Origin of the sequence: Sneathiella sedimenti (assembly GCF_017313765.1) — a bacterium.
In the GTDB taxonomy this organism is placed as follows: domain Bacteria; phylum Pseudomonadota; class Alphaproteobacteria; order Sneathiellales; family Sneathiellaceae; genus Sneathiella; species Sneathiella sedimenti.
This window is the reverse complement of sequence record NZ_JAFLNC010000006.1, coordinates 169,309-195,655: the sequence shown is the minus strand read 5'-3', so window position 1 is coordinate 195,655 and position 26,347 is coordinate 169,309. Positions and strand designations below refer to the sequence as shown.

21 protein-coding genes and 2 pseudogenes are annotated in these 26,347 nt (G+C 49.9%); 19 read left to right on the top strand and 4 right to left on the bottom strand.

From position 1 onward, the window contains the following. The 9 genes and pseudogenes from J0X12_RS17725 to J0X12_RS17130 form a co-directional block, all read left to right on the top strand. On the top strand, window positions 1-211 hold a 211-nt coding region (locus tag J0X12_RS17725; protein WP_420497102.1), incomplete at its 5' end, for a DDE-type integrase/transposase/recombinase. A gap of 171 nt (window positions 212-382) precedes the next feature. After that, entirely contained in the window at window positions 383-622 is a 240-nt protein-coding gene (locus J0X12_RS17160; protein ID WP_207047670.1) for a hypothetical protein, read from the top strand. 249 nt (window positions 623-871) lie between these two features. Continuing rightward, window positions 872-994, top strand: a pseudogene (locus tag J0X12_RS17720) (IS6 family transposase); the annotation flags it as partial. Between the two features lie 79 nt (window positions 995-1,073). Then, window positions 1,074-1,955 carry a sulfurtransferase gene (locus J0X12_RS17155; protein ID WP_207047669.1) on the top strand — a complete coding sequence of 294 codons (882 nt, stop codon included), beginning with the start codon at window positions 1,074-1,076 and terminating at the stop codon, window positions 1,953-1,955. A gap of 125 nt (window positions 1,956-2,080) precedes the next feature. Next, window positions 2,081-2,722: pseudogene (locus J0X12_RS17715) on the top strand (IS6 family transposase). Window positions 2,723-2,975: 253 nt separating this feature from the next. Beyond that, window positions 2,976-4,730: an adenylate/guanylate cyclase domain-containing protein gene (locus J0X12_RS17145; RefSeq protein WP_207047667.1), complete on the top strand. Its 1,755-nt coding sequence runs from the start codon at window positions 2,976-2,978 to the stop codon at window positions 4,728-4,730. A gap of 466 nt (window positions 4,731-5,196) precedes the next feature. Next, window positions 5,197-7,962 carry a phosphoenolpyruvate carboxylase gene (gene ppc, locus J0X12_RS17140; RefSeq protein ID WP_207047666.1) on the top strand — a complete coding sequence of 922 codons (2,766 nt, stop codon included), beginning with the start codon at window positions 5,197-5,199 and terminating at the stop codon, window positions 7,960-7,962. A gap of 252 nt (window positions 7,963-8,214) precedes the next feature. Beyond that, on the top strand, window positions 8,215-8,391 hold the full coding sequence (locus tag J0X12_RS17135) for a DUF1328 domain-containing protein (protein WP_207047665.1): 177 nt from the start codon (window positions 8,215-8,217) through the stop codon (window positions 8,389-8,391). A 113-nt stretch (window positions 8,392-8,504) separates the two neighbouring features. Continuing rightward, entirely contained in the window at window positions 8,505-10,784 is a 2,280-nt protein-coding gene (locus J0X12_RS17130) for an ATP-binding protein (protein ID WP_207047664.1), read from the top strand. Here the strand turns inward: J0X12_RS17130 and J0X12_RS17125 are convergent. Next, a complete protein-coding gene (locus tag J0X12_RS17125) occupies window positions 10,781-11,272 on the bottom strand; it encodes a sigma-70 family RNA polymerase sigma factor (protein WP_207047663.1) in 492 nt (163 codons plus the stop codon). The genes J0X12_RS17130 and J0X12_RS17125 overlap by 4 nt on opposite strands. Before the next feature lie 162 nt (window positions 11,273-11,434). On the opposite strand from J0X12_RS17125, the gene J0X12_RS17120 reads away from it, so the two are divergent. From J0X12_RS17120 to J0X12_RS17100, 5 genes are all read left to right on the top strand, one after another. Further along, complete coding sequence (locus tag J0X12_RS17120) at window positions 11,435-12,151, top strand: response regulator (RefSeq protein ID WP_207047662.1); 717 nt, start codon at window positions 11,435-11,437, stop codon at window positions 12,149-12,151. A gap of 77 nt (window positions 12,152-12,228) precedes the next feature. Further along, a complete protein-coding gene (locus J0X12_RS17115; protein WP_207047661.1) occupies window positions 12,229-12,516 on the top strand; it encodes a hypothetical protein in 288 nt (95 codons plus the stop codon). 3 nt (window positions 12,517-12,519) lie between these two features. Beyond that, window positions 12,520-12,957 (top strand): hypothetical protein, encoded by a 438-nt coding sequence (locus tag J0X12_RS17110; protein ID WP_207047660.1) that lies wholly within the window; start codon window positions 12,520-12,522, stop codon window positions 12,955-12,957. A 66-nt stretch (window positions 12,958-13,023) separates the two neighbouring features. After that, the gene (locus J0X12_RS17105; RefSeq protein WP_237688201.1) at window positions 13,024-13,176 is read left to right on the top strand and encodes an entericidin A/B family lipoprotein; all 153 of its coding nucleotides are present in this window, start codon (window positions 13,024-13,026) and stop codon (window positions 13,174-13,176) included. Window positions 13,177-13,444: 268 nt separating this feature from the next. Then, entirely contained in the window at window positions 13,445-13,654 is a 210-nt protein-coding gene (locus J0X12_RS17100; protein ID WP_207047659.1) for a hypothetical protein, read from the top strand. A 45-nt stretch (window positions 13,655-13,699) separates the two neighbouring features. Here J0X12_RS17100 and J0X12_RS17095 read toward each other — a convergent pair whose 3' ends face one another. Both J0X12_RS17095 and J0X12_RS17090 read right to left on the bottom strand, forming a co-directional pair. Then, window positions 13,700-14,782: an endonuclease/exonuclease/phosphatase family protein gene (locus J0X12_RS17095; protein WP_207047658.1), complete on the bottom strand. Its 1,083-nt coding sequence runs from the start codon at window positions 14,780-14,782 to the stop codon at window positions 13,700-13,702. A 136-nt stretch (window positions 14,783-14,918) separates the two neighbouring features. Beyond that, complete coding sequence (locus J0X12_RS17090) at window positions 14,919-15,365, bottom strand: PA2169 family four-helix-bundle protein (protein WP_207047657.1); 447 nt, start codon at window positions 15,363-15,365, stop codon at window positions 14,919-14,921. 151 nt (window positions 15,366-15,516) lie between these two features. On the opposite strand from J0X12_RS17090, the gene J0X12_RS17085 reads away from it, so the two are divergent. Together J0X12_RS17085 and J0X12_RS17080 are read left to right on the top strand one after the other, a co-directional pair. Continuing rightward, window positions 15,517-16,389 carry a PRC-barrel domain-containing protein gene (locus J0X12_RS17085; RefSeq protein ID WP_207047656.1) on the top strand — a complete coding sequence of 291 codons (873 nt, stop codon included), beginning with the start codon at window positions 15,517-15,519 and terminating at the stop codon, window positions 16,387-16,389. 31 nt (window positions 16,390-16,420) lie between these two features. Further along, complete coding sequence (locus J0X12_RS17080) at window positions 16,421-16,627, top strand: CsbD family protein (RefSeq protein WP_207047655.1); 207 nt, start codon at window positions 16,421-16,423, stop codon at window positions 16,625-16,627. 279 nt (window positions 16,628-16,906) lie between these two features. Here J0X12_RS17080 and J0X12_RS17075 read toward each other — a convergent pair whose 3' ends face one another. After that, the gene (locus J0X12_RS17075; protein ID WP_207047654.1) at window positions 16,907-20,626 is read right to left on the bottom strand and encodes a beta strand repeat-containing protein; all 3,720 of its coding nucleotides are present in this window, start codon (window positions 20,624-20,626) and stop codon (window positions 16,907-16,909) included. Window positions 20,627-21,531: 905 nt separating this feature from the next. Between J0X12_RS17075 and J0X12_RS17070 the strand changes: the two genes are divergently transcribed. The 3 genes from J0X12_RS17070 to dctP all read left to right on the top strand — a co-directional run bounded on the left by J0X12_RS17070 (window position 21,532) and on the right by dctP (window position 26,343). Then, complete coding sequence (locus tag J0X12_RS17070) at window positions 21,532-23,982, top strand: GcvT family protein (RefSeq protein WP_207047653.1); 2,451 nt, start codon at window positions 21,532-21,534, stop codon at window positions 23,980-23,982. Between the two features lie 149 nt (window positions 23,983-24,131). Continuing rightward, window positions 24,132-25,274, top strand: coding sequence for a CaiB/BaiF CoA transferase family protein (locus J0X12_RS17065; protein WP_207047652.1), 1,143 nt, complete (start codon window positions 24,132-24,134; stop codon window positions 25,272-25,274). Between the two features lie 76 nt (window positions 25,275-25,350). After that, window positions 25,351-26,343, top strand: a complete 993-nt coding sequence (gene dctP, locus J0X12_RS17060) for a TRAP transporter substrate-binding protein DctP (RefSeq protein WP_207047651.1) — start codon at window positions 25,351-25,353, stop codon at window positions 26,341-26,343. Window positions 26,344-26,347: the final 4 nt, after the last annotated feature.

Below are 26,347 nucleotides of genomic sequence, written 5' to 3'. Positions count from 1 at the left end.
CAATCGCTGTGAGAATTCCCATCTCCCATTCCGACGAAGAGAGCGGGCGATGTTGTATTTCAGGCGCCTGCGAAGTTTACAGAAATTCGTCTCAATCCACTCATCAGTCCATAACCACTTTAAACAAGAACGTCACCTGACCAGCCGAGAAGAATTCAAGTTTCAAAGAAATACCGCGCTTGTCGAGTGGCAGCAACTTAGTGCGGCATAGTAGGGGCACCTTATCGCCATTTTACGCCAAACAGAGATGTGGTCGCATTCGTCTGACAGCACCCGTGCGCAGGCTTGAAAAGGTTTGGGTAAGGTTGATCATGATAGGCTCCCGCCGGTTTCAGAAAGCAAAAGTTGAGCGGAGGTAATCCCAGTATTGGCATAACCCGCCATGGATCGTCTTATCGACGCGTTATCTGGAGACGGCACTACATTCGCGTTCTGGATCCCGGAACTGTCCGGCCCACAGTTGGTTAACAGTGATAGTCCGATGATCGGGGTGATGCTGAACTTTACAGAACAGCGCAATTCGCTAGGATCCTTTTGCCACGAGGTTTGCATAAACAATTTCTTTTCCCCTTTTGTCTTCAACCAGAGCGCTCGCTTTGGCCTCATGCCGCTGTTGTTGTAGTAAGAGCAGAATGCGTGCCAAAGGGCATGCCAAGCGGTGTCCCGGATGGCAGGAAGTGTAATTTGTTATTTATAATAGGTACTTATGGGATCACATGTGCCGACGGGAGTCGCGGCGCACTGGAACAGCCGACAAAGATCACAGCAGTATTGTTCGATTTTGGCTCTCAAAATGAGAGTGAATTCTCCAGATGGCACTGTCAGACGCAAATGGCTCGATGGTCATTTTCTCGTGGACTGGCCTCCGAGCATGACAAAACAGAACGCATATCGCTATTTCAAGACATCACCTGAAGTCATCCGCCTCACGGTAATAATGTACATCAGCTGTCCGCTTTCGTTACGAAATGTCGAAGATCTTCTTCATGAACGCCACCTGACAACGCCCTTGCGAATGACTGCGCAATCGACCACTATGTGCGACAAATATAACTAGAAAAGGTCTCGACCCAATGAACGAAATTCCGTCACAATATTCTGAAGCACTTGTAACATGTGATTGGCTCGAAGCCCATTTGAACGACCCAGATCTGGTTATCTTCGATTGTACGACTTATCTCGTTCCCAGTGATGGCCCTACCCGGCCTTACGATATCCAAAGTGGCAAAGCAGATTACGACGAAGGTCATATTCCTGGTGCCGGATATTTCGATCTACAGAAAGATTTTTCTGTAGCCGACAGTCCTTACCGTTTTACTTTACCGTCGGCCCAGGAAACTGCCGCTATATTTGCACGCCACGGTGTGAGTGATGGCAAGAGAGTTGTGCTGTACAGCCGTAAAAACCTGCAATGGGCGACGCGATTCTGGTGGATGCTGCGGTGGCTGGGGTTCGACAATGTGTCTATTCTGGATGGCGGCTATGATAAGTGGGTTGCTGATGGACGCATGACCTCAACCACTCAGTGTGAGTACCAAACTGGCCAGTTTTCCATCAATTTGAGACCTGAGGTATTCGTCGGAAAAGAGGTCGTACAGAGCGCGATTGGTGCAGCGGAAGTCTGCACGATCAACGCTTTGGCAGCAGATCTGCACAGAGGCGAGAATCCGCGCTATGGTCGTCCTGGCCGCGTTCCCGGCAGCGTTAATGTCCCCGCGACAACATTGTTCAACCCCGAGACAATAGAATTGCTGCCGATAGACACGGTCGCTCAGGCCTTCGCTGGTATTGGAGCCGACACATCGAAGCGCATCATCGTCTATTGTGGTGGGGGGATTGCGGCAACTCTAGATGCCTTCGTGTTACACGAGCTTGGCTATCGTGATATTGCTGTTTACGACAATTCTATGAGCGAGTGGGCGAATGACATTTCTTTACCAATCGAAACTGATTGATCGGCAGGGGCTGTCAGACGAAAAGAGTTTGTCGTTCTATTCGTCATTTTCTACTTTCCTTGAACGAAAACTTTTAATCCCTTCCACTATTCAAGACACCGCCTGATATCATCCACCTACCGGTCATGATGAATGTCAGGTTTCCGTTGTCTCTTCGTCACGTCGAAGATCTTGATCATGAACCGGTATCGATATCTGTCATGAAACGGTTCGCTATTGGTGGAATAAATTTGGCCCAATGTTTTCCAGGGAGATCAGGAAGAGGCGACTTCAACCTTCTCAGAATTATTCCAACTGGCGATGGCACCGGGACGAAGTACTTGTGAAGATCGACGGAGAAGTTCATTGCCTGTGGCGCGCCTTTGACCACGAGGGTGAATTCCTGAAATCTCTCGTGACCAAACGCCGCGATCGCAAGACAGCTCTGGTTTTCCTTAAGAAACTTATGAAACGATATGGAAATCCTCATGCAATTATAACGGACAGATTACGTTCCTACAGTGCAGCGATGAAGGTAGTCGGAAATGGTGCATCGCAAGATGTTGGCCGATGGGAAACAATCGCTGTGAAGACTCCCATCTCCCGTTTCGGCGACGAGGGCAGGCGATGTTAAAATTCAGACGTCTGCGAATTTTACAGAAATTCGTCTCAACTTACTCATCAGTCCATAATCACTTCAACCATGAGCGCCAAGAAACCAACAGAGAAACATTCAAGCTTCAAAGAATGCCACACTGGCCCGGTGGCAGCACCTTAGCGCGGCATAATGCCGGGACGTTTGTGCCATTCTCGCTATACGGAGACGAGGTCGCGCTAGTCTGACGACACCAATAACTATCAAATGAAAACCGGCAAGGGGATTAGGCACGTAGATGAGGAATGTGAATATCTGTAATTTATGATATAAATGCTCCACAGGATGCGACTCCGATGCAGAAGTAATCTGTGCTGCTAATATCTGTATTTCCGCGCTATTGATAATGCAACAAATCGCATCTCAGTGAACAGGATCAATGTCAGATGGGAACCCATCGCACTCAAAGACAACTCGCAGCGATCATGTCTGTCGATGTCGTCGGTTTTTCCCGGCTGATGGGCGTGGACGAAGAGGGTACGTTGGAGGCGCTAAAGCGCTTGCGGCAAACTATTGTGTCGCCTCAAGTGGCTCACCATCAAGGGCGCATTGTGAAGCTGATGGGCGATGGTGCGATTATCATCTTTTCCAGCGTCGTCGATGCCGTTTCAGCGGGAATTGCAATTCAACAGGCAATGAACGATTTTAACAATGAGATTTCCTTTGAGCATACCATCACCATGCGCATTGGAATCAACCTGGGTGACGTTATCCTGGAAGGCAAAGACATTTACGGTGACGGCGTGAATGTGGCAGCCCGCATCCAGGAATTATGTACACCCGGCGGTATAGCGCTCAGTGCTACTGCATATGAGCATGTAAACGGCAAGGTGAACGCGGATTTCGTGGACGTAGGCGAACGGGTCCTGAAGAACATCACCCGAAAGATACGTGTGTTTCGCTGGCCTGATACCCAAACAACAGAGTCTCCACCGCGGTTATCGTTACCCGACAAACCCTCCATCGTGGTGCTTCCATTTGACAATATGTCCAACGACCCGGACCAGGAGTATTTTGCCGATGGTGTGGTGGAAAGTTTGACGGCGGCCTTGTCACGGATACGATCTTTCTTTGTGATCGCCCGCAATTCAGCTTTTGCCTATAAAGGCCGCCACATGAACATAATCGATATTGGTCGAGAACTGGGTGTAGGCTATCTCCTTGAAGGGTCGGTTCAGCGGGCTAGCGGCAAACTTCGAATAACGGTCCAGTTGGTCGAGTCCACAACCGGGGCACATCTCTGGGCCGAAAAATATGATGGCGCAGACAGCGAATTATTTGATCTTCAGGACCGGATTACCGAACAAGTTGCCGGCGCATTGCAACCTTCGATTCAAAAGGCGGAAATTGACCGCGCAACACGCAAGCGCCCCCATGACATGGGTGCTTATGATTATGCCATGCGCGCGATCCGCCAGGTCTGGATGCAAGATCAAGAAGAATCCGCCGTTGCGTTGAAACTGCTGGAAAAATCACTTGCCATTGACCCTGACTATCCGCTGGCGCTGGCGCTGTCGGCTTGGTGTTGGGCTCAGCATTCCGTTTATAACTGGACGGATGACATTGAAAGCGCGAAGACCCGTGCGCTGCATCTGGCAGAGAAGGCGGCTGCTTTCTCGACCGATGATCCCTTAATCCTCTCTGTGCTGGGTGTTGTCCATACGTTTGCCCGCAACCACGGTACCGCACGCATCATGCTGGAACGCGCAATTAAGCTTGATCCTAATGCCGCGTGGGCGCTTAGCAGACTGGGTTGGCTCGAGGTTTACGCTGACCGCCCTGAAGCTGCCTTTCAGCATTTCGAACACGCGATACGACTCAGTCCGCTCGATCCGATGAATTTCAATAATCTTGTTGGTATCGCCAGCGCGCACCAGATTTCGGGTGACTACAGTGCGTCTGCCAATCTCTTCGAACGTGCTCTGATGGAACGACCGAATGCGTTTTGGATTTACCGAAATCTGGCACCTGCTTTGCTGGCCGCAGGCCGCCGAGAAGACGCAGAGGCGGCGAAGAATCATATGCTGAAGGCATATCCAGCCATGACAATAAAACGGTTCAAAGATGCAATGGTGTTTTCTCCAAAAACTCTCGAAGGTATGGCTGTTTATCTCCGCAAACTTGGTATTCCCGAAGAATAAGCTTTCAGCGGGCCATTTGACAGGATGGGCAATTCTCTGGGATTCCACATACAGGCCCGCACATCTCACCAAGCTGATTGGGTGTTCGCCAATAGAAAAGATGTGCTAGCGGACGAGACGTCATGGAATTTCCGCAAGATGGGTATGGCTTTCCATCAGATTCATTGACCATGGCCGGAAGACCCACAAGCGATAGATAGCCTCGACACAGCCCTCGTGTAGAAGAATGGAGAAACCCATTATTTATGAAGTGCGGTGGAGCCAGGCTCCTTCTTTTCCCTTACCTCCCAGCCCGTAAGCACATCTACTATAGCGTCGTCGAAGCAACACCGAAATGCCGCATTGTCATCATTGCTTTCAGTGCGGTAGGATGTGACGTAGTTGTGAAGCGAAAAATTCTGAATATTTTCCGAGCTATTTTCAAGCAGCGATAAATCCTGAAATAATTAACCCGATTGCATAACCAATGACAGCTGAAAACGATGAGCAAGTAGCAGAAAAAGACGCGCCATTGCGTGAAGATATCCGGTTATTGGGACGTCTGCTTGGTAATACGATCCTTGAGCAGGAGGGAGAGGCGATTTTTGGTCTTGTCGAGGCTATACGGCGCTCGTCCATTCAGTTTCAGCGTGACAACTCCGTTGCGGCAAGAGAAGAGCTTGAAGGCATTCTCAACAAGCTTTCTACGGAACAGGCTGTCTTGGTGTTGAGGGCCTATAGCTATTTTCTGCAGCTTGCTAACACTGCTGAAGATCAACATCATGTCAGGCGTAACCGTTTTCACGAAATAGCGGGCTCCTTGCCGCGCCCCGGAACCATGTCCCATGCCCTGACGAAGGCAAAGCATGAAGGCATAACGTCAGAAAAACTCGATCATTTCTTTAAAACGGCGCTCGTCAGCCCCGTTCTTACGGCCCATCCGACGGAAGTCCGGCGCAAAAGCACGATGCGGCGGGAAATGGCCATCTCTGAATTGTTGGAAAAGCGGGAGCGTGTCGATTGGACGAAGAAGGAAATCGATGCCATCGATGAAGCTCTCTGTCGGGAAGTGTTGACACTCTGGCAAACCGATATTCTGCGGCGGACAAAATTGCAGATAACGGACGAAATACAAAATGGCCTTTCTTATTACGACCAGACATTTTTTGCTGAACTTCCAAGATTCTATGCCGATCTCGAAGAAGAAATGGCCCGACAGGGCCTTGGATCGGAAAACAGCTCAATCCCGCCGTTTCTGCGGATGGGCAGCTGGGTTGGCGGCGATCGAGACGGGAATCCTTTTGTAACTGCAGATGTGCTTCGAATGACGCTTCAGCGGCAGAATGCCCATGTTCTCAATTTCTATCTCGAGGAAACGCATCAACTCGGAAGCGAGTTATCGATTTCTACAAATATCGTTGAGATGTCCCCGGCATTGTTGGCGCTTGCCGACAAATCTCCAGATAATTCCCCCCATCGTCAGGGAGAACCTTATCGACGGGCAATATCGGGTATTTATGCCCGGCTCGTTGCTACTCTGACCGCGTTCGGGTCGCCAGCGCCCGCCCGTCAACCGTTGGGCACAGGGCAAGCCTATTCGAATGCAGAGGAGTATCTGGCCGAGCTTGATGTGCTTCATGCGTCGTTAATGGAACATGACTCGCGATTGATTGCCGAGGGTCGCCTCAAGAGGCTTCGGCGAGCCGTTCGCTGCTTCGGGTTTCATTTGGCAACGCTGGATTTGCGGCAAAACTCGGATGTGCATGCCCGTTCGGTTGCCGAACTCTTGAACGCCGTTGATCAGAACATTGACTATGAAGAACTGGCAGAGCCGGAGAGGGTGGCGCTTCTTACAACCGAGTTGCGCTCCGGCCGACCCTTGCTGCGGCCTTTCTGGTCCTATTCGAATGAAACTTCCTCAGAGATAGAAATTCTGAAGCTGGTAACCAGGGCGCATCAGCAATATGGTGAGAATTCGATTACGACGGCCATTATCTCGAACACACAAAGCGTCTCTGACCTGCTGGAACTTGCGGTGCTTCTTAAGCAAGTGGGGCTCGTTTCTGCCGAGGGTCAGAGCAAGATCAACATAGTTCCCTTGTTTGAGACGATCGAAGATTTGCGTAATTGCATCGGGATAATGGACGAGTTGCTCTCGATCCCAGAATATCGGCGGTTGGTCGATGCGCGCGGAGGCGTGCAGGAGGTGATGCTGGGCTATTCTGACAGCAACAAGGATGGCGGTTTTGTAACCTCTGGCTGGGAACTCTATAAGGCGGAGACGGCGCTTATTGACCTCTTTAATCGCCATGGCATCGGATTGCGCCTGTTCCATGGTCGAGGCGGCACTGTCGGACGAGGTGGCGGGCCGAGCTACGACGCCATCCTCGCGCAACCAAAGGGGGCTGTACAGGGGCAGATCCGAGTTACGGAGCAGGGAGAGACCATCTCCTTCAAATATTCAAAGCCGGAACTTGGGCGCCGTAATCTGGAAAGCCTTGCGGCGGCGACGCTTGAGGCATCGCTTCTTGGCGAGGACCGGAAACCTATCCCGCCTCATTACATTGAAACGATGGATGTCCTGTCGGAGGAAGCTTTCAAGGCCTATCGAAATCTGGTTTACGAGACCGAAGGTTTTGAGGATTATTTCTGGGCGTCGACAGTTATCAACGAAATTTCGACCCTGAATATTGGCTCCCGTCCGGCATCGCGCAAAAAGACGCGAAGAGTGCAGGATCTTAGAGCCATTCCCTGGGTATTCAGCTGGGCACAATGCCGGTTGATGCTGCCGGGTTGGTATGGGTTCGGGACATCTGTCAAAACCTGGCTTGAGAAGAACCCGGACACGGGGCTGTCAACCCTGAGGGACATGTACGCCAACTGGCCATTTTTTCATACGCAACTGTCGAACATGGACATGGTGCTGGCCAAAAGCAATATAGCGATTGCCTCAAGATATGCGGATCTTGTGCCCGATATCGCGTTAAGAGAGGCTATTTTTGGTCGGATACGTGACGAGTGGCAGAGTTCGATTGACGCATTGCTCAGTATAGCCGACCACAATCAGCTATTGCAGGAAAACCCGTTGCTCGACCGGTCAATCCATAACCGCTACGCCTATCTCGATCCGTTAAACCACATCCAGGTCGAGCTCCTGAAACAAAGCCGCAAGAATGCTGATAACCCCAGACTGTTACGTGGAATACATATTGCAATTAACGGGATAGCCGCCGGTTTACGTAACAGTGGATAGGGTGGAAACTGACCGTGAATTAGCTATTGTTTAAACCAGTGAAGTAACGGAGGTTTCGAGGCCTGATACAGACGAAATCCCTGTAATTTAAGGGCCAGCCAGGAACTATGTTCGCATTTGTCCGATATCATCTTTCACCTCTTTTTTGAGTCCCTCATATCCAGCAAGATTCACTGTAACATCGTTCCATGGAACTTTTTTGGCTCTAGGCTGTTGGTATCTCTGTATGAAGTAAAATTGAGGAGGAATCAGATGCTTGGTTGGGCAATAACATTTCTTTTAATTGCTTTGGTGGCCGCGGTATTCGGCTTTGGCGGGATAGCTTCCGCGTCAGCAGGAATTGCGCAAATTATATTTGTGGTCTTTATCATCCTGTTCGTGGTTGGCGCTATCCTCCACATCATCAGGGGCCGCAGACCCCCTATGTAGGCAATAAAACACCTGAACGCGTCCGAGGCTTCAGCAGACCGGCAAAAAACGGCACTTCTATTGAAGTGCCGTTTTTGTTTCCTGTCCGTGGCAGCGTCTTGTAGTATTCAAGAATGAAATATTTTTCGTATAAATTTTTTTCCGCTTATCTTGCCATTTTACTGTTCGGTCTGGTGTTTTGTACCTTTCTTCTTGTCAAAGGCGAAAGCCGGATAAGGGAAGAGAGCAAAAATGTACAGCAATCATTGCAAACCCTTTTTGAGCTGGAAACGGCAAACCTTCTGGTTGAGAAAATTATGCTCAGCCAGCAAGGTTATATGATTTTTGGGGACCAAAAATTTATTGGTGATTATGAGGACGCGAAAGAATCGCTTTCGACAACACTGGTTGACCTCTCTCTCCTTTGGCAGGAAGACCAACTTCAAAAGGGGATCCTCGGAACCGTCGAACAAAAAATTTCTGAGCTGGAAACAGAACTGGAAAGCCGGGCTTCCATAAGATTGACTGTGAATACTGCAGAAATGGTCACGATCAATACGAAAATCAGTGACCTGAAAAATGGAATTTCGGAAACTTTTGAAGCCCTTGTTACTGAAGAGAAAAGCCTTCTCGACTCCCAAAGCCTGTCGGCAGAAAATAAAACAAAACAGAATGAGCAGCTATTAGTTTTCGCGGCCAGTATCGCGATATTGCTTATAGTTTCAATCGTTGGGAATTTCGTTTTTAGACAAGGTTATCGGCGGCTTCTGACTGGGCAGGTTTCAGAGGAAGAGGAAGTCTTGGAGCTGGCAGTTGAAAGCACCAAGGATGGTATTTTCGATTGGAATATAAAAACTGCTGACGTCAATTATTCAGATCAGTTTATTGCCATGCTTGGATACGAGCGCGACGAGTTTAAGGGCAATTTCGAAGACTTTACCGACAGGCTTCACCCAGAAGAACAGGAAATCGTCCTAAACTACATCAACCTCTATCTAACGGGACGTTTGTCTGAATATTCGAATATTTTCCGTATGCGTCATAAATCCGGCCATTGGATTTGGGTAAAGTCTCGAGGGTCTGTCATTATGGATGACAATGAGGAACCAGCTCGATTTGTTGGGGCGGTCGCGGATATAAGTGCGGAAAAAGACTACGAGTTGAAACTTCAGGCGGCAATCCAGAAAGCGGAAGCGGCCAATGTCGCAAAAAGTGATTTCCTCGCGCACATGAGCCATGAGATACGAACGCCTTTGACTGCTATTACAGGGGTAGCAGAAATACTCATACAAAATGCACATGAACTGGACGAAAAGAAACAAAAGCTTGTGAAAGCGCTGCACTCCAGTTCCATAAGTCTGAAAGACCTCATTTCGGATGTTCTTGATTTTTCCAAGATTGAGAGCGGTGAACTCCAACTTGAAGAAACGTCGTTTAGCCTACAGGACGTTTTTACGCATATAACAAGTATAATGTCCGTTCGGACAAGCGAGAAGAACCTGGGTTTTGTTTTTGAGTTTGAAGACGTAAAGGATATTGAGTTCTATGGTGACCCCGTTCGAATACGGCAAATCCTGATAAATTTGATCGGCAACGCCATAAAATTTACGGAAAGCGGGCACGTCCATGTGAACGCGTCAAAGGAAGATCAAAATGATTTTTCAGTGCTACGGATAGATATCGAAGATACGGGTATCGGGATTTCCGAGGATCAGAAAGACTTGATTTTTGAACGTTTCAAGCAGGCGGACGCGACCGTTTCGCGAAAATTCGGGGGGACGGGACTTGGACTTCCAATATCGAAGAAGCTCGCCAGCTTGATGGGTGGTAATATTGAAGTCAGAAGTGAAATCGGCAAAGGGTCTACCTTTTCTCTTATCTTGCCCTTTACAGGGGGCACCAAGCTTTTTCCGGACGTTCCCGTGCAAAACGAAATTCATCGAAGGAAGCGTATCGATGAACTAAAGGCGCAAATAGAAGACGTGCAAAAAGTCTTGCTGGTCGAAGACTACGAAGGAAACATAACCGTACTTGGGCATATTCTGGAAGATATGGATGTCGAGTTTGATATCGCCAGAACGGGCTTGGAGGCGGTCAATTTATGGAAAGAAAATCATTACGGGCTTATTTTGATGGATATACAGATGCCCGAAATGGACGGATTTACGAGTACCAAACTTATCCGGAGTATTGAAAGCGAGAAAAATCTGGATCGGACGCCGATTGTCGGTATGACCGCCCATGCCATGGTCGGCGACAAGGACAGATGTATTGAGGCCGGCATGGATGATTATCTGCCGAAGCCAATAGTCGAACTCGACTTAAAGACGACCGTCCTTAAATATCTGGGAGGGTTTACCGAAATAAAGAAGCCCGAAAATACCTTCCGGGCTTCTGGAAAAAACGACAATTAATGAACAACGCGCGGCGTTTCAAGGCGCTGCAATAGATTTTCACGGGCGCGGGAGAGGCGCGAACGGACCGTTCCTATTGCAATCTTCAGGCTATCAGCCACCTCCTGGTAACTCAGACCCTGAACACATATCATGAACAGAATTTCCTGATGTTCTTGAGACAAATCTTTCATCGTCTCTTTCACCGCGTTAAGCTCTGCCTGATTATCCTGTGGCGGGTCAATGGATTCCGTCTCCAGATAATTTTCCGGATCAAATTTCGTTTCATATTTTGCTTTCCGACGATAGTCAGAAACAAACTGGTTATACATGATCTTTGATGTCCACTTGAAAAGATCCGTATTCTCCTGAAACAAATGCTTCTTCTCAATCGCCCGCAAAAGCGTATACTGGAGCAAATCTTCTGCATCATGATTATTTCGTGTCAGACGACGGGCGAAATTCTTGAGACCGGGCATTTCCGTGGCCAATTCCTGATTGTTGAACATTTGCTTATTCCCTTTTTTGTTAGTCGTTTTTGATCTTGCAAAAGGAAGGTAGCTAGTGGATGTAACTTAGGAATTTCGTGTTTGTATGAATCGTGAAAGAGTTTGTAACATTATTGTAAGAGGGCGACTGGGGCCTTCGATGTCTGGTAAAGGATAACGCGTATGAATAAAGGTGCGGTCCTGTCAATTGATGATGATGAAGGACTCCGGGTTGTGCTGACGCACTATTTCGAAGCGGAAGGTTACTCTGTTATCACGGCCAAGGATGGGGCTGAAGCGTCGGAGAAGCTCCAGTCCGGACAGGTTGATGTCGTTCTCTTAGATCTCGTTCTTCCGGATACGGAGGGGACCAGCCTTATTCCCATAATTCGTCAGGCGACGACAGCGCCGATAATTGTTGTCAGCGGGAAGAACGATACGACAGAGAAGATAATTTGCCTGGAAATGGGAGCAGACGATTATCTGACCAAGCCGTTTGAACTGAGAGAGTTAAAAGCCCGCGTCAAGGCGGCGATACGGCGCGTCAAAGATAACAATAAGGCCCAATCGACCGCCCCTGATGCGGCAAGTGAAACTGACAAAATTGTCTTTGGCAAATTTACCCTGGATCGCGATCAGTATCAGGTTTTTGATGAAGATGGAGAGTCTATAGATGTCACCATCGGCGAATTTCAACTGTTGGAGGCCCTGGTATCTGCCCCCAAAAGACCGCTAAGCCGCGAGCAGTTATTCGAGAGAACACGCGACGGCAAGTTTGACATCTATGACCGAGCTATCGACATACAAATAGGTCGCATTCGAAAAAAGCTCGGCGAGGATGGCGCGAAACTTATCAAGACAATGCGTGGTGTCGGCTATATGTACGCGCCGCCCGAGTAGGATCAGCCCCTAACTTTGGAACTTATTTTGGTTTCGTCTGTTTGTTGAATGCAAACGAAATCGAAAGGAGTTCTGCAATGACCAAATCTACAGAAACTAATCCTGAAATTAACGAGCTGAAAGACGAACTTGCAGCTTTGAAAAAACACATGTCCGACCTTACGGCCAGTGCTAAACGTGATGGTGTCGAAGAAAGTGGAAAGATCAAGGCAAGAGCTAAAGAAAAGCTCAGCGAACTGAAAGATCACGGAACCCAAGGCCTGGAAAAAGTTGAAGGCCGGGTCAGAGAGAAGCCGGGTCAGAGTATTGCATTAGCCTTTGCCGCAGGTTTTCTGGCAAGCACGCTGATGCGGAAGCGGAGCTAAACCGTGAACCCGCTGCTGCAAATCCTACAGCAAGCGCTCGTCGACAACCTGGCGCCTAAAAAATCAGATCTCTTGCAACGGGGCGCAATAGGGGTTTTTGTTGTCGCCCTAACGGTCGCACTTTCGTTTATAGCTCTGTTGTTTCTGGCGGTGGCTTTTTACAGCTGGATGACGCCTTCCATTGCGCCGCCGCTGGCGGCCCTAGCTACTGCGGGAAGTGCCCTGGTGATCTGCCTGATTGCAATGGCGATCACATACGTTGCCCTGAAGCCAGAGCCAGATATTCCGTCTCAACCGGACACCGATCAGATCACGGAAATAATGTCGACAGTTGCCTCAATGGCCGGTGAAGAGTTTGGCAAGACGGCGGAGAGTAATCCAAAGACAACGTTACTCCTCGCCGGAATAGCGGGCCTAGTCGCGGGTAAGTATCTAAAATAAATTGGAACTTTTTGAGCGCTATGTTGTTGGTTTAATTGATTATCCACAACAAGAAAGGACAGACTAATGAGTGTTGTTAGCAAAGAAGCGCGTGTTATCTTAATGATGGGGCTCCTGGTCCTCGCGTCTCTATCTCTTGCCGCCTGTGAAACTATGGAAGGTGCTGGCGAGGATATTGAAGATGCCGGTGAGGCGATTCAAAAGGAAGCCAGTGATTAAGCACAATAAATTGGCGAGAAAGGATATCCTTACGTATTTCAGTTGTCTTTCTCCCAGGATATGTCTAACGATAAAACCGCCTTTTACGGGCGGTTTTATTTTGGCCAAATCGTAGTTTATGGGCTCGGTCATCGTTACTGACGATTAATTGGTAGTGACCGGTTTTGCTAGAAAACTGTTGTTTCTTTGACTATCTAGTCAGACGTAACAATTTTTGGTCTGATTATGCTAGACTTGTTAGGTTCGGTAGTTTGCGAAGGAAAATGACATGGAGTGGGAAGCTCAGAGACTTTGCACTGAAGCCGGTGACTACGAATTATTTGTAGAAAAACAGAAACTTGACTGGGAATGCGACCAACCCATTGATCAATGGAAATGGGCTGTGGTCATCCACGGTACGATAGTGGCAAGTGGTACCGCAAAAGATTTGGAAGGCGCACAGCGTATTGCGGAGGCAAGCATTCCGCAGGAAGCCTAGAAACAGTTTATACAACCGACATATGGAACAAGTAGAAACTTTCGGCTAACTTTCCCAGTCTTCTCCCACGGGCTTCCTCGTCCGGTCTTTTTCAATATCAATCAGCGTTTCCGTCTCTTCGAGGTCGTCGATAGACGGGTCATCGGGGAGAGAATTGTTGTCCTCGAATACCAAGGCAAATTCATAGAACATTGGGAAATGATCAGACCCAACATGTGGTTGTCGGCTAATAGATACCACCTCGAATTCGTCCGAATGGAAAACATGGTCCAAGGGCCATCTTAGAAATGGAAAACGGGCGTCGAAAGTATTGTACATTCCACGCCCCTGACGCGGATCCAGTAACTGGGAAATTCTGAGGAACCTTCGCGTGGTTGCGGACCAGGCAACATCATTAAGATCTCCGGTGATAATCATCGGCCGCTCCCTCTCCGCAGCCAATTTTCCGGCAACGAGAATTTCGGCGTCTCTGCCTAATGTGTCGCGATCCGGTACAGGCGGATCGGGGTGAATGGATATAAGGTCGAATAACTGCCCATTTTGTAGCTTAAACGTGCAGTGGAAGCTTGGGATCTCTTTGTTCAACAGAAACTGAATATCACCTTTTGGCATCTCCAGGCGGGATGCCAGAAACATCCCGTAACTGTTTTCCTGCGGACAGCTTATTTTCTGCTCGTAATCAGCGAAAGGAGAAGCCAAGGCGTCAACCCACGCCTGGTCGGTTTCCATAAGGACAAAGATATCAGGATCGCGGGTCTTGATCTGTTTGATAAGGTCAGGATATTTTCTATTCCCCTGCTTTACATTACAGATAAATAAACTGATGGCGGCCCTTTCCGCATTATCTGTCTTGGTTTTTGCAGATTGTTTTGCCCATAGCGATGTGAAACGGGCGATATAAATCCCCTGAATAGCAACGGCAGCAAGCAACATTGCCAGGAAGGCAAGACTTACCTGATTAATGGGCAGTATTAGGAACACTGTAACCAGTGTGATGGTTGAAAGTGTTGCAATTTGTAGACGCCCGAAATCAAACATCCTGACGGCCCCGTGGGGAATTGGTATGAATGGAATCAGGCTCGCCAAAAAGCAGATAGAAGCGATCGTGCCCAGCACATAGTATGACATATTATACCTTCGAAATTTGCCAGACAGATGTATATTTAAGTCTAACAGAAACAGTCTTCACAATCTCAATTTATGTCAATGTATTGGATAGGCATTAATCCACTGGATACTTGACAAGAAATTGAGGACCTTGAGCTTATGCAGCCTTCCCAAGACTTTGCCTGAGGAATTTCATATGCGAATGGGTCTCGTTGAGGATCTGCATCTGTCGCTCAATTATATTTACTGTCGCGGCGGGTGGTTCGCTTTCGATTGCTTGCCGGAACTTTCTCAGGGTTTCATTTTCCGCTTTTTCCAGATTCTCAACTAAAGCGAGATCCCCGTTGTTTATGTCGGTATTCCGAAGTTTGAATATATTTGATGATGGGTCAGCAGGAGAGCCGTCTTCCGCTAATTCACCAACCATCGAGTTGAGATGTGATTTTAGGTTAATGATGATGCTCTCGCGCGTTGATGCAATTTTTCGGAAAACTTCTCTCCACCTCTGGCTGGTTGCCTGATACGACGCGTTAGCATAAAAATTACGTGCGTCTTCGCACATGTTGATGAGATCATTGAGCATCTCTACCGTTGTACTTGGCATGATTAGCCTTTTCTCGTCTTGTGTTTCCTTCGCTTCTGTACGTCAACCAACAGGTCGGCGAAAAAAAAGTTCCAAAAAGTTGGAACCTTTCCGCGTCTCCGTTGTTGGTCATCGGTGTAACTGCTAGTGAACACAATGAGAGGATTGAATCATGCAAAAGAAATTTTTAGCAACAGTATCGATCATCGCCCTTATGAGCGCTGCGCCGGCACTTGCTGGAACTGTAAAATCGGACGATAGCTCGTCTAGTGCAGCGACGATGCAGACCAAAGAAACTACCGGGCAGTCTGAAGGAGCCACAGAGAAGGTTAAAGAAGGCTGGGATAAAACCAAGGAGGCCGTCAAGGAAACTGCCGAGGACGCATCCGACGCAACAAAGGAAGCCTACAGGGATTTCAAAGCCTTTGTCTTCAGCGACAATGACAGCAAGCTCGATATCGATGAGGTTAAGGTTGACCCACGTACAACGGCGACAGGCATTATCGGCGAGCCCGTCTATAACTTTAAGGACGAACGGGTCGGAGTCGTAGAGGACGTTATCCTCAACCAGGACGGCAAAGCCATCATGGTAATTGTCGGTGACGGAGACTTCTTCGGCCTGGGTAAGCTCGCGGCATTTGACTATGACGCAATGGTTAAAATGAATGCGGATGGCGATTTGGTCATGCCTCTTACGGAAGAAACCATTGAGCGCGCAGCGGAGTTTTCCTTTGACCGAAAAGACATGGGCGAGAATGTCCGTATCATGCCTGAAAACGCATACAGCGTGGAAAAACTTCTCGATGCTCAACTTGTGAACGCGAAAGATGAGAAAATGGGTGAAATCGACGACATCACCTTTAAGGACGGTCAAGCCAGCCAGCTGATCGTAGGGTTTGATAAAATCCTCGGCTTCGGTGGCGAAGAGGTAAGCTTGGCCTATGACAACGCGAAGCTCATCAAGGTAGATGAGGATGAATACAAATACACCCTTGCTGAAAAGAAGTCTTCGCTGATCACCAATTACAAATCAGCGACAAACTGAGTGTATTGGAACTAACCGAAAGGACGTCAAAATGGTAAATGAAGATATCCTGAAAGGTAAATGGAAACAGATCAAAGGCGAGGCCCAAAGAAAATGGGGCAAGCTGACGGATGATGATCTGGACGAGATTAATGGTAACCGTGAGGTCTTTCTGGGGAAAATCCAGGAGAATTACGGAGTGGCCGAAGAACAGGCCGAAACCATGCTCGAAGAGTTCGAAAGAGAACAAGCATCCTAGAAGGACTGTAAAAGAGAGCGCCGCATTTCCCATGCGGCGCTCGATTTGATTCTAGTATTTTTACACTCAGAAACCTTTATTTTTCAGTTCTTGTGTATTCGATATCATCGACCGTGAGTTGGCCCTGATTTTTCCTCTGATATTTTATCCCAAGAAATTTCAATATCTCTCCTGAAGCAATTGGTGTTATCAAAAGTGAACTTGTCCAAATGCCGTACTGGCGGGAAGCGCGTTTATTTTTCCAACTGAATGTTGATTGTGCAGCACTGATCGGATTTTTCAGCTTTCATCTCCGACAAAAATTCCGATTGTGCCGAGATTAGACGTATCGGTGCCTAGATCCCCCACCATTGTAATTGAGAATCCCGAGACGCCATTAATCGTCAATATGGTGTTTCCGGGATCACTGCTGTTATCAAGCTCTATCAGTGCCGCACGATCATTGGCGGCCGTGCCGGGGGTGTTGATCCCGAGGTTGTCGAAAAGAGTATCGAGATCAACCATGTCTCCTTCACCGAGGAAATCGAAATCCAGAAGATAGTCATTGCCATCAGTGACGTTGACATACAGGAAGATATCGGCATCCGCACCGCCCTCAAGTGCATCATCACCTTCTCCGCCATAAAGCGTATCTGTACCGGCCCCCCCGCGGAGGAGGTCGATGCCTGCATTGCCCGACGGGGAGTCATCGCCACTAAAACCATAAAGCCGGTCAGCGCTCCCTGTTCCTGTAAGGACGTCACTCCCGTTTGTGCCGGTCTGAACGCCGGTGGAAGAGTTCAACAGGCTGAGGACGCCGCCGCCGAGCAAGGTTGCCAGCGTGTCTGTGGACGATGCGCCGAGGCTGTCGATACCGGTTATGGTTGTCGCATTAAGGACATCGATACCGTCAATTAGCCAGTTCTGGTTAAACTGGACTGTCGCCAATAGTTCGTTAATGGAAAGATTATCGATCGTACCATTATCGGTCGCCGTAATTGTCAGGATAGACGAGGGAGCGACCAGTCCGAGAATACCTGCGTCGTTCTCGATCGTCACGGTCAGTCCAAGTTCGTTTGCGAGGTCCGTTGAGGCGCTCAGGGTGAGCGGCGTAAGGCCGGCGCTGACCAACGGCATATAGCGGACAATCACTCGCTCCAGATTGCCGTCTACATCAAGGGCATTAAGATCCTGTGCGCCGAGATCAATTAAATTCAGGAAGGCGCCGGACACTTGAACCTCCGGGGCGCTATTGCCGCCACCCGGCGGTGCCCGGCCGGTGCTGTCAAAGCGAGTTGTGGTGGTTGCCGTATCCCCGTCATTGTCAGTGAGGACGAAGTCGGCATCTGTATATCCACCCAGCAACACCGTATCGCTTGTGGCCTCATCCGCAATCAGTTTGCCCCTTGAAAGCAGGTTCGCGATGATCTCCTGGTCTGACAGGGCATCACCAACCAGGTCTATGTTCTGAAACAGGATTTGTTGATCCGTATCGGCCAAGTTAAAGCCGCCGAGGAATGCACCTGTTGTGCTGATATGCAGGATCGTGTCCGTCCCACTCGTCTCGAAATGGAGATAATTTGCGAGATTTCCCGGATTCGTCCCGATATGTCCCTCTCCTTCGAGGAGGTCGCCAAGATCGATAGCATCGCCACCGGCAGCGAGCGCAGAATTATCGAAGTCCGTGATTGTATCTATCGCAGGTGCAGCAGGTATGCCTTGGTCATCTTCCTCCCAAAGGAAGATGTCTATACCCGTCCCACCGGTCAGCGTATCGTCGTCACGTCCCCCGATCAGGATGTCGTTACCCGCGTCCCCAGAAAGGCTGTCATCACCGCTACCGCCGCGCAAGATGTCATTACCGTCTCCGCCGTTCACCGTATCGTTTCCGCCATAAGCGTAGAGACGGTTGTCGGAAGCGTCTCCTGTCAGGGTGTCCGGCCCATTGCTGCCCTCAATAATTTCGGACGGCGGTGTTGATTGCAGAAGTGACGCGTTCAGAAGTGTACCGGCACCAACTGAATCACTCAGGCCGCCGGTATCGGTTGCTGAAATGGTAATTGAATTGAGAAGATCGACTGTCAGCAAACCGGAATCAAAGGTGACGGTTCCCAGCAATTCATTGAGCTTGGCATTGTCAATCGTACCGCCATCAAGCGCGGTGATGGTCAACTCGGATGAAGCGGCCGTCAAAAAGCTGCTATTCACGATACTTACATCTAGCCCGAGGTCCGCGGCGAGATTCTGGGAGGCATTAAACTCGAAGGATCCCAGGCCGATCAGCGTGGAATATGTGATAACGACGCTTTCGATATTGTTATTGATGTCTGTTGCGGTGAAAAACTGGTTGTTTCCAAGGTCGATCAATCCAAGGACGTCGGCGGCGACGATCCCGAGAAGGTTACCCGGGTCATCTACCCCGACTTCTGGCGCGATATTGGCGACGGGGCTGACTCCGGAAACCCCAGATGCCGTGAAACTATAATCACCCGTCAGGACATTGACGCTCAGGGTTTCGCCTTTGACATTCTCGATGGTAAGGGTGTTGGTTCCGGTATCATAGGTATATCCACTCGCCGTTTCGGAGCTGCCGGACTGGGTGATGCTGTCAGTGTCCGCATCATAGCTGTAGGTATATCCGTCCATTCTCACCTGGGCAATTGATCCCCCGTCGGCACCGTAACTGTCTACGACACTGGAACTGACGGTGGTTGGCGCCGAATTGATGGTGAACTGGGCAATACCAGCGGCGACCGGAATGTCATCCTCCACGGATATTATCAGGTTGCCGCTCGCCGTTGCACTCGCGTCGGAGGCTCTGACGGTGACGGCAAATTCGAGTGCAGTCACGCCACCCCCTTCCGGATGGTCCAGGGCCTGGGAAAGGGTTACTTGATAGTTGCCTGAGTTATCTATTGTAAGGCGCAGGATCTCACCGTTCGATACCGTGCTGCCGATTAGTAGCTGGGTTCCATCGCCTGTCCAGGAGATGGCTTCCCCGCCAGAGAAGAGCGCAGAGGCCGGGGCGGACATTTCGACGGTTAGGGGATCTCCCTGGCTATCGGCGACGGAAATCTGTCCGCTCGCAATACTGACAATATCCGCATCTGACACGGTTGCCGACTGGTCCGCAACGGATACTCCTCCAATGCTGTTGCCGGAACCGAGATTGCCGGCGAGATCGGTATAGGTGTCATCATCGACGGCGATGCTGGGAGCGTCGGCACCGGCCTGGGTGAAGGTGGCGGTCCAGCTGTTGCCATCGACCTGGGTGAAATCGGAGAGGGTGCCGCCGGTGAGAGTGACATCGGATTGGGTAAAGCCGGCGACGTCCTCGGAGAACTCGAAGGTGACGGCGGTGGCTTCGCCCTCGGCGAGATCGAAATCGGCGGCGGCGATGGTGAGGGTCGGAGGCACGAGATCGACGGTGCCGGCGAGCGTGTTGCCGGAGCCGAGATTGCCGGCGAGATCGGTATAGGTGTCATCATCGACGGCGATGCTGGGAGCGTCGGCACCGGCCTGGGTGAAGGTGGCGGTCCAGCTGTTGCCATCGACCTGGGTGAAATCGGAGAGGGTGCCGCCGGTGAGAGTGACATCGGATTGGGTAAAGCCGGCGACGTCCTCGGAGAACTCGAAGGTGACGGCGGTGGCTTCGCCCTCGGCGAGATCGAAATCGGCGGCGGCGATGGTGAGGGTCGGAGGCACGAGATCGGCGGTGCCGGCGAGCGTGTCGCCGGAGCCGAGATTGCCGGCGAGGCTTCCGTCCGCCTTCTTTTCGTTACTAATATAGGGAAATGTTAGTTCTGTTGCATTCAGCAGATCGCTAATGGTTAATCCACCGTTGATTTCACCTGGATCGAACTCGCTGAATTTGGCACCGGTTATTGAACGCTTATCTTCCTCCGACTCAAACAGTGTATCGCCAGTATTTTCAATTAGATTGATAATTTTTTGAACCGTCAGGAAAGGACCGCTTGTTCCAATTTGGATAATTGGCTGTTCCCGTTCAGATTGGGTCAAGAAATATTTCCGCAAGACAATGCTACTATCATCACTCCCGGTGATAACGAGATGATCCTCTAGTTTTCTGAATATAATTCCCGATAGGTCATCAAAAGGGATTTGAATGACGTCCGGAGGTTTGATGGACGCTGCTGAGGAGTATGATGTAGTAAAATCACTAGAACCCAAAATAAACCCCCTGCATTTTTTACAATAATAAGTAAAAAATTAAAGTAAAAACAAATATTGATAGGTTTAAATTGGTTTGTTATTGTCCGAAATATATAGTCGTTTGAATCAATAAAATGCCCTAGTTTTTAAAGCCTAACAAAAGATCTTTATATCTTCAATTAAATTCGTACTATCAATTTTTTTGGTCATTATATTAGAAAAATAGATGTGTGTATTAAGGTGCTATCATATTGATTTCATGTGGGTGTAAGCTGCTATTTTCCAACGCATTAAGGCGGTGACGCTAGTTGCGACCCTTGCGTGCCAAGCGCTTCACGAACTAGATTTAACTAACGCTAATATAGTGGATGAATATTGCAATAAAAACTATTATGAGTGGCAATTTATGGTTTGATTATTTTGGGCTAGCCTTCGAAGATTTGAATTTCTATTTATTTTATTCACTTTCCGGGACGGAAAAGCGGTGCCATGAATGAAGAAATTCGGGAGGGACGGACGGCAGTTCAGCGCCCCCTTCTGTTCTGCGGCGTCAAAATATTAACACCGTCTTTTATTACGTCTTCTTTCACATTTTATTATAGAAAGGTAATTTGCGTTAGGCAGCCTGACTGTCGAAATAAGAAATAAATTCTGAAAACGGTAAAGAAGTAAGATGGAATTCTCAGCAATAGTCGCATATCTTTAATCACCCGTCTGAGCAGGAAATTCAATAATAAGTCCGGGAATTGCCTATGAGTGAGCTACCCAAAAAAGCCCGTGTTGTTATCATCGGTGGAGGTGTGATCGGATGTTCGGTTGCCTATCATCTGGCCAAACTCGGTTGGCGGGATGTCGTCCTCCTGGAACGAAAGCAGCTTACTTCGGGGACAACCTGGCATGCGGCTGGCCTTATCGCCCAATTGCGAGCTTCAAAAAATATGACGCGGCTCGCGAAATACAGCCGCGATCTCTACGCACGGCTAGAGGAAGAGACGGGAGTCTCGACCGGCCTACGTGAAACCGGTTCCATTACAGTTGCCCTTACCGAGGAACGGAAAGAGGAAATATTGCGTCAGGCCTCCATGGCCCGCGCGTTCGGTGTGGAAGTGGAAGAAATTAGCCCTTCTGAAGTGAAAGCGCGATACGAGCATCTCAATACTGACGGAGTTGTTGGCGCCATTTGGCTGCCCCGCGACGGTCAGGGGGATCCGGGCAATATCGCCCTTGCCATGGCGAAGGGCGCACGTCAGCGCGGTGTTCTTATCAGGGAGCGGGTCAAGGTTACAGATATTCGAGTTAGCGGACGCCTGGCAACGGGCGTTGACTGGCAATCAGAGGAAGGCGAAAACGGCTATATAGAGGCGGAAATGGTCGTTAATTGCGCAGGAATGTGGGCGCATCAAGTTGGTCGGCTGGCCGGGGTTAATGTCCCGCTGCACGCCTGCGAACATTTCTACATCGTGACAGAGAGTATCAAGGACCTGCCGCAATTGCCAGTCCTTCGGGTGCCGGATGAATGCGCCTACTATAAGGAAGATGCCGGGAAAATACTGCTTGGTGCATTTGAGCCGGTGGCCAAGCCTTGGGGTATGAAAGGCATTCCGGAAAGTTTCGAGTTTGATCAGCTGCCCGAGGATTTTGACCATTTTGAACCTATCCTTGGTGATGCCGTTAACAGGATGCCGATTTTGGCAGAGGCCGGCATTCATACCTTCTTCAATGGTCCGGAAAGCTTCACACCCGACGATGCCTACCATCTCGGTCTCGCGCCGGAACTTGATAATTTCTGGATCGCGGCCGGGTTCAACTCTATCGGTATTCAGTCCGCGGGTGGTGCCGGTATGGCACTCGCCCAATGGATGGAGGATGGCACGAAGCCATTTGATCTGGGGGATGTGAATATCGCCCGGATGCAGCCTTTTCAAGGGAACCGTCAGTATTTGTTCGAGCGGTCGAAGGAAACGCTCGGACTGTTGTATGCGGATCATTTTCCCTTTCGCCAGAAAGCGACCGCCCGTGGCATTCGCCGGTCCCCTTTCCATCAGGACATGCTCGCGCAGGGGGCGGTGATGGGCGAGGCGGCAGGATGGGAAAGGCCCAACTGGTTCGCCAATTCCGGTCAGGAGCGCCGTTATCACTATAGCTGGAAGCGGCAGAACTGGTTTGAAAATGCGGCGGCAGAACATAAAGTAGTCCGTGAGAATGTCGGCATGTATGACATGTCCTCCTTCGGCAAGATAAGGGTCGAAGGGCCGGACGCGGAAAAATTCCTGAATTACGTGGGCGGCGGCGATTACACTGTGCCAATCGGCAAAATCGTCTATACGCAGTTTCTTAACGAGGCGGGGGGCATTGAGGCGGATGTCACCGTGACCCGTCTTTCCGAAACCGCCTATCTCGTGGTTACACCTTCCGCGACCAGACCTGCCGATCAACGTTGGCTGGAACGTCAAAGCAAGGATTTCCGAGTGGTGATCACAGATGTGACCGCGGGTGAGGCAACACTGGCGGTGATGGGGCCCAATGCCCGCAAGCTCCTGGAATTGGTCAGCCCGAATAATTTTTCGAATGATCACAACCCGTTCGGTACGGCCCAGACTATAGAAGTTGGCATGGGCTTCGCCCGGGCACACCGGGTGAGCTATGTCGGGGAACTCGGCTGGGAAATCTATGTTTCCACAGATATGGCGAATCATGTATTCGAGACATTGATGGCGGCGGGAGAACAGCTCGATCTTAAACTATGCGGGATGCATATGATGGATAGCTGTCGAATAGAAAAAGCATTTCGCCATTTTGGACACGATATAACTTCGGAAGATCATGTTATAGATGCAGGTCTAGGGTTCGCCGTGAAAGCAACAAAGCCTGATTTTATTGGGCGCGCAGCAGTACTTGCACGCAAGGAGAGCGGGCCACACAGCCGGCTTTTGCAGTTTCTCCTGACAGATCCGGAGCCCTTGTTGTTCCACAATGAAACTATAATTCGTGATGGCGAGGTGGTCGGATCTCTTACGTCGGGAAGCTATGGGCATACGCTCGGAGCCGCAGTCGGCCTCGGCTATGTTCCCTGTAAGGGGGAAAAGCCTGCCGAGGTTCTTGCATCCAATTATGAGATCGAAATAGCCGGTCGCCGCATAAAAGCAATCCCCTCCTTGGAGCCGATGTATGATCCTTCTGCAAAGCGCGTGAAGGAAATGTGATCTAGATAAATTGCGGGCGTGCCCGGCGCAACAATCGGATTACAAGCCGTCTTCCACCGATCCTGAGTAAGTTAGGCCTTTTAACTGTTTTTCTGTTGCACTACCGTATGCGTTGCCCTTCTTAAAATCACAGACAAAGGAAGATAAAGATGAGCGGCGCCTTGCCATTAACTGGAATCCGGGTCATTGAAATGAGCCACATGGTGATGGGGCCGACATGCGGCATGATCCTCTCCCAATTGGGAGCCGAGGTGATCAAGGTAGAGCCGCCGAAGGGGGACAAGACCCGCAGTCTTAAGGGAATGGGGACGGCGTTTTTCCCGCTCTTCAACCGGGGAAAGCGCAGTCTGGTCCTGGATCTCTCCGAAGAAAAAGACCAGAAAACCCTTCACAAGCTACTCGATACTGCCGATGTGTTTCTGGAGAATTTCAAGGATGGCCTTCTAGCCAAACAGGGGCTTGCGCCAGAGCAGTTGCTTGAAAGGCATCCGTCATTGATCATCGCCGGTCACAAGGGGTTTTTGTCAGGACCGTATCAGCATCGTCCCGCCCTTGATGAGGTGGTACAGATGATGTCAGGGCTTGCCATGATGACCGGAACCCGGGCGCGTCCGCTGCGTGTTGGCTCTTCGGTTAATGATATTATGGGCGGCATGTTCGGTGTCATAGGCATCCTGGCTGCCTTGCGTGAACGAGACAAGACAGCGCGCGGCAAGAATATCCGCATCGGGCTTTTTGAAAACAGCCTTTTCTCTGTTGCCCAGCATATGGTGCAATTCGAGATGACAGGTGTGCCGTCGACACCCATGCCGGAGCGGACACACGCCTGGCCGGTCTATGATATATTTGATACCAGCGATGGTCAGAAAATTTTTATCGCGGTTGTCACCGATGGTCACTGGAAAGCATTTTGTGAAACATATGATCTTGCAGAGTTTCTATCGGATGACCGTCTTGGCACAGCGACGGACCGCATCGAGGCACGTTCCTGGACAATCCCGAAAGTAGCCGAGAAAATTCGGAATTTTTCCATGGAGGCGTTAAGCACGAAACTCGATCATCTCAGTATCCCCTTCGCCCCGATCAACAGCCCGGAAGACCTGTTTAATGATCCGCATGTCCTGCGCGACGGCGGTCTTGTGCATTTCGAGGACAGCGACGGAAAGACATACCGTGCGCCGACATTGCCACTGGAGCTGGATGGAGAGGCGCTTGGAGAGGGTTTGCATGTACCAGCCCTTGGTGCGGATACAGATGACATCCTGAAAGAATTGGGACTTTCCCAAAAATAAAACAGGCTGTTTTTTGACGAACAATTGCGTAATAGTGAGAGAAGATACAAAGATAATAACCTTGAGGGAGGGAGTTATGAGAAAATTATTCAATTTGGCAGTAGTGTTTACGGCTGTGCTCGGCACGTTCAGTGGAATGAATGCGGCTGTGGCCGCGACTGAGATGCGGTGCAGCCACCAATTACCGCCTGCACATCACATTGCTAAAGTTATCGACCAGTGGGCAGCGGAAATCGAAACCCTGTCGGACGGGGAAATAGACGTTCAGGTATTCGGTGCCAACAGTCTGACTGGCGCTAAGGAAAATGCGACAGCCGTTGCCAAGGGAGATATCGATTGCGCTTTTTCAATTAACCCGCAATGGGGCAAGACCCTGCCGCTGATGAATGTGACGCTTGGCCCGTTTGCGGTCAGCAGCCTGGAAGCACTTCAAAAGTGGGATGGATCAGAGGCGGCCAACTTCCTGGAAGAGAAACTGCTGACAAAGGGTGTGAAGAACGTTGTCTGGCTTTTCACAACACGCAGCACGGCCATCACGTCAAACGGTAAGCCACTGATCAAGCCGGCGGATTTCGAAGGCGTTAAAATTCGTGGTTTGGGGCCAGTCCCGGATGCAGGGTTTGTTGCGATGGGGGCAGCACCGTCCGCGATGTCAGGAAGCAAGGTCTACCAGGCGTTGTCAACAGGGGTAATTGATGCCGGGCTTACGGATGTATCGGCGGCAGTATCCCGTAAATATTACGAAGTGCAGGATCATGTGACCATCCTTCCGCTTTTCAGCATCTACTTCCACGGCTATGTCAATCCTGCTTGGTATGATGGCCTATCCGATAAGGGCAAGATGGCAGTGGATGAAGCCGGCAAGAAAGCGGCGGTCTGGGCAATTGAAGCCTCGGAAGCGTCAGCTGCCAGCGCCCCGGACGAATTGGCGGCAAAGGGGATGAAGGTCCATATTGCAACAGATGAGGATATCGAGGTTTTGAAGGCCGTCATGGCTCCGGCGTTTTATGAGGCGTTTAGCGACGCATCAGGAGCGGACGGCAAGAAACTTCTCGACCTGTTGAACTAGCCTG

What these genes read in the sequence shown, in the direction of transcription:
- J0X12_RS17160 (WP_207047670.1), top strand. Translation starts at nt 383, where the DNA reads ATGGATCGTCTTATCGACGCGTTATCTGGAGACGGCACTACATTCGCG.
- J0X12_RS17155 (WP_207047669.1), top strand. Translation starts at nt 1,074, where the DNA reads ATGAACGAAATTCCGTCACAATATTCTGAAGCACTTGTAACATGTGAT.
- J0X12_RS17145 (WP_207047667.1), top strand. Translation starts at nt 2,976, where the DNA reads ATGGGAACCCATCGCACTCAAAGACAACTCGCAGCGATCATGTCTGTC.
- ppc (WP_207047666.1), top strand. Translation starts at nt 5,197, where the DNA reads ATGACAGCTGAAAACGATGAGCAAGTAGCAGAAAAAGACGCGCCATTG.
- J0X12_RS17135 (WP_207047665.1), top strand. Translation starts at nt 8,215, where the DNA reads ATGCTTGGTTGGGCAATAACATTTCTTTTAATTGCTTTGGTGGCCGCG.
- J0X12_RS17130 (WP_207047664.1), top strand. Translation starts at nt 8,505, where the DNA reads ATGAAATATTTTTCGTATAAATTTTTTTCCGCTTATCTTGCCATTTTA.
- J0X12_RS17125 (WP_207047663.1), bottom strand. Translation starts at nt 11,272, where the DNA reads ATGTTCAACAATCAGGAATTGGCCACGGAAATGCCCGGTCTCAAGAAT.
- J0X12_RS17120 (WP_207047662.1), top strand. Translation starts at nt 11,435, where the DNA reads ATGAATAAAGGTGCGGTCCTGTCAATTGATGATGATGAAGGACTCCGG.
- J0X12_RS17115 (WP_207047661.1), top strand. Translation starts at nt 12,229, where the DNA reads ATGACCAAATCTACAGAAACTAATCCTGAAATTAACGAGCTGAAAGAC.
- J0X12_RS17105 (WP_237688201.1), top strand. Translation starts at nt 13,024, where the DNA reads ATGAGTGTTGTTAGCAAAGAAGCGCGTGTTATCTTAATGATGGGGCTC.
- J0X12_RS17100 (WP_207047659.1), top strand. Translation starts at nt 13,445, where the DNA reads ATGGAGTGGGAAGCTCAGAGACTTTGCACTGAAGCCGGTGACTACGAA.
- J0X12_RS17095 (WP_207047658.1), bottom strand. Translation starts at nt 14,782, where the DNA reads ATGTCATACTATGTGCTGGGCACGATCGCTTCTATCTGCTTTTTGGCG.
- J0X12_RS17090 (WP_207047657.1), bottom strand. Translation starts at nt 15,365, where the DNA reads ATGCCAAGTACAACGGTAGAGATGCTCAATGATCTCATCAACATGTGC.
- J0X12_RS17085 (WP_207047656.1), top strand. Translation starts at nt 15,517, where the DNA reads ATGCAAAAGAAATTTTTAGCAACAGTATCGATCATCGCCCTTATGAGC.
- J0X12_RS17080 (WP_207047655.1), top strand. Translation starts at nt 16,421, where the DNA reads ATGGTAAATGAAGATATCCTGAAAGGTAAATGGAAACAGATCAAAGGC.
- J0X12_RS17070 (WP_207047653.1), top strand. Translation starts at nt 21,532, where the DNA reads ATGAGTGAGCTACCCAAAAAAGCCCGTGTTGTTATCATCGGTGGAGGT.
- J0X12_RS17065 (WP_207047652.1), top strand. Translation starts at nt 24,132, where the DNA reads ATGAGCGGCGCCTTGCCATTAACTGGAATCCGGGTCATTGAAATGAGC.
- dctP (WP_207047651.1), top strand. Translation starts at nt 25,351, where the DNA reads ATGAGAAAATTATTCAATTTGGCAGTAGTGTTTACGGCTGTGCTCGGC.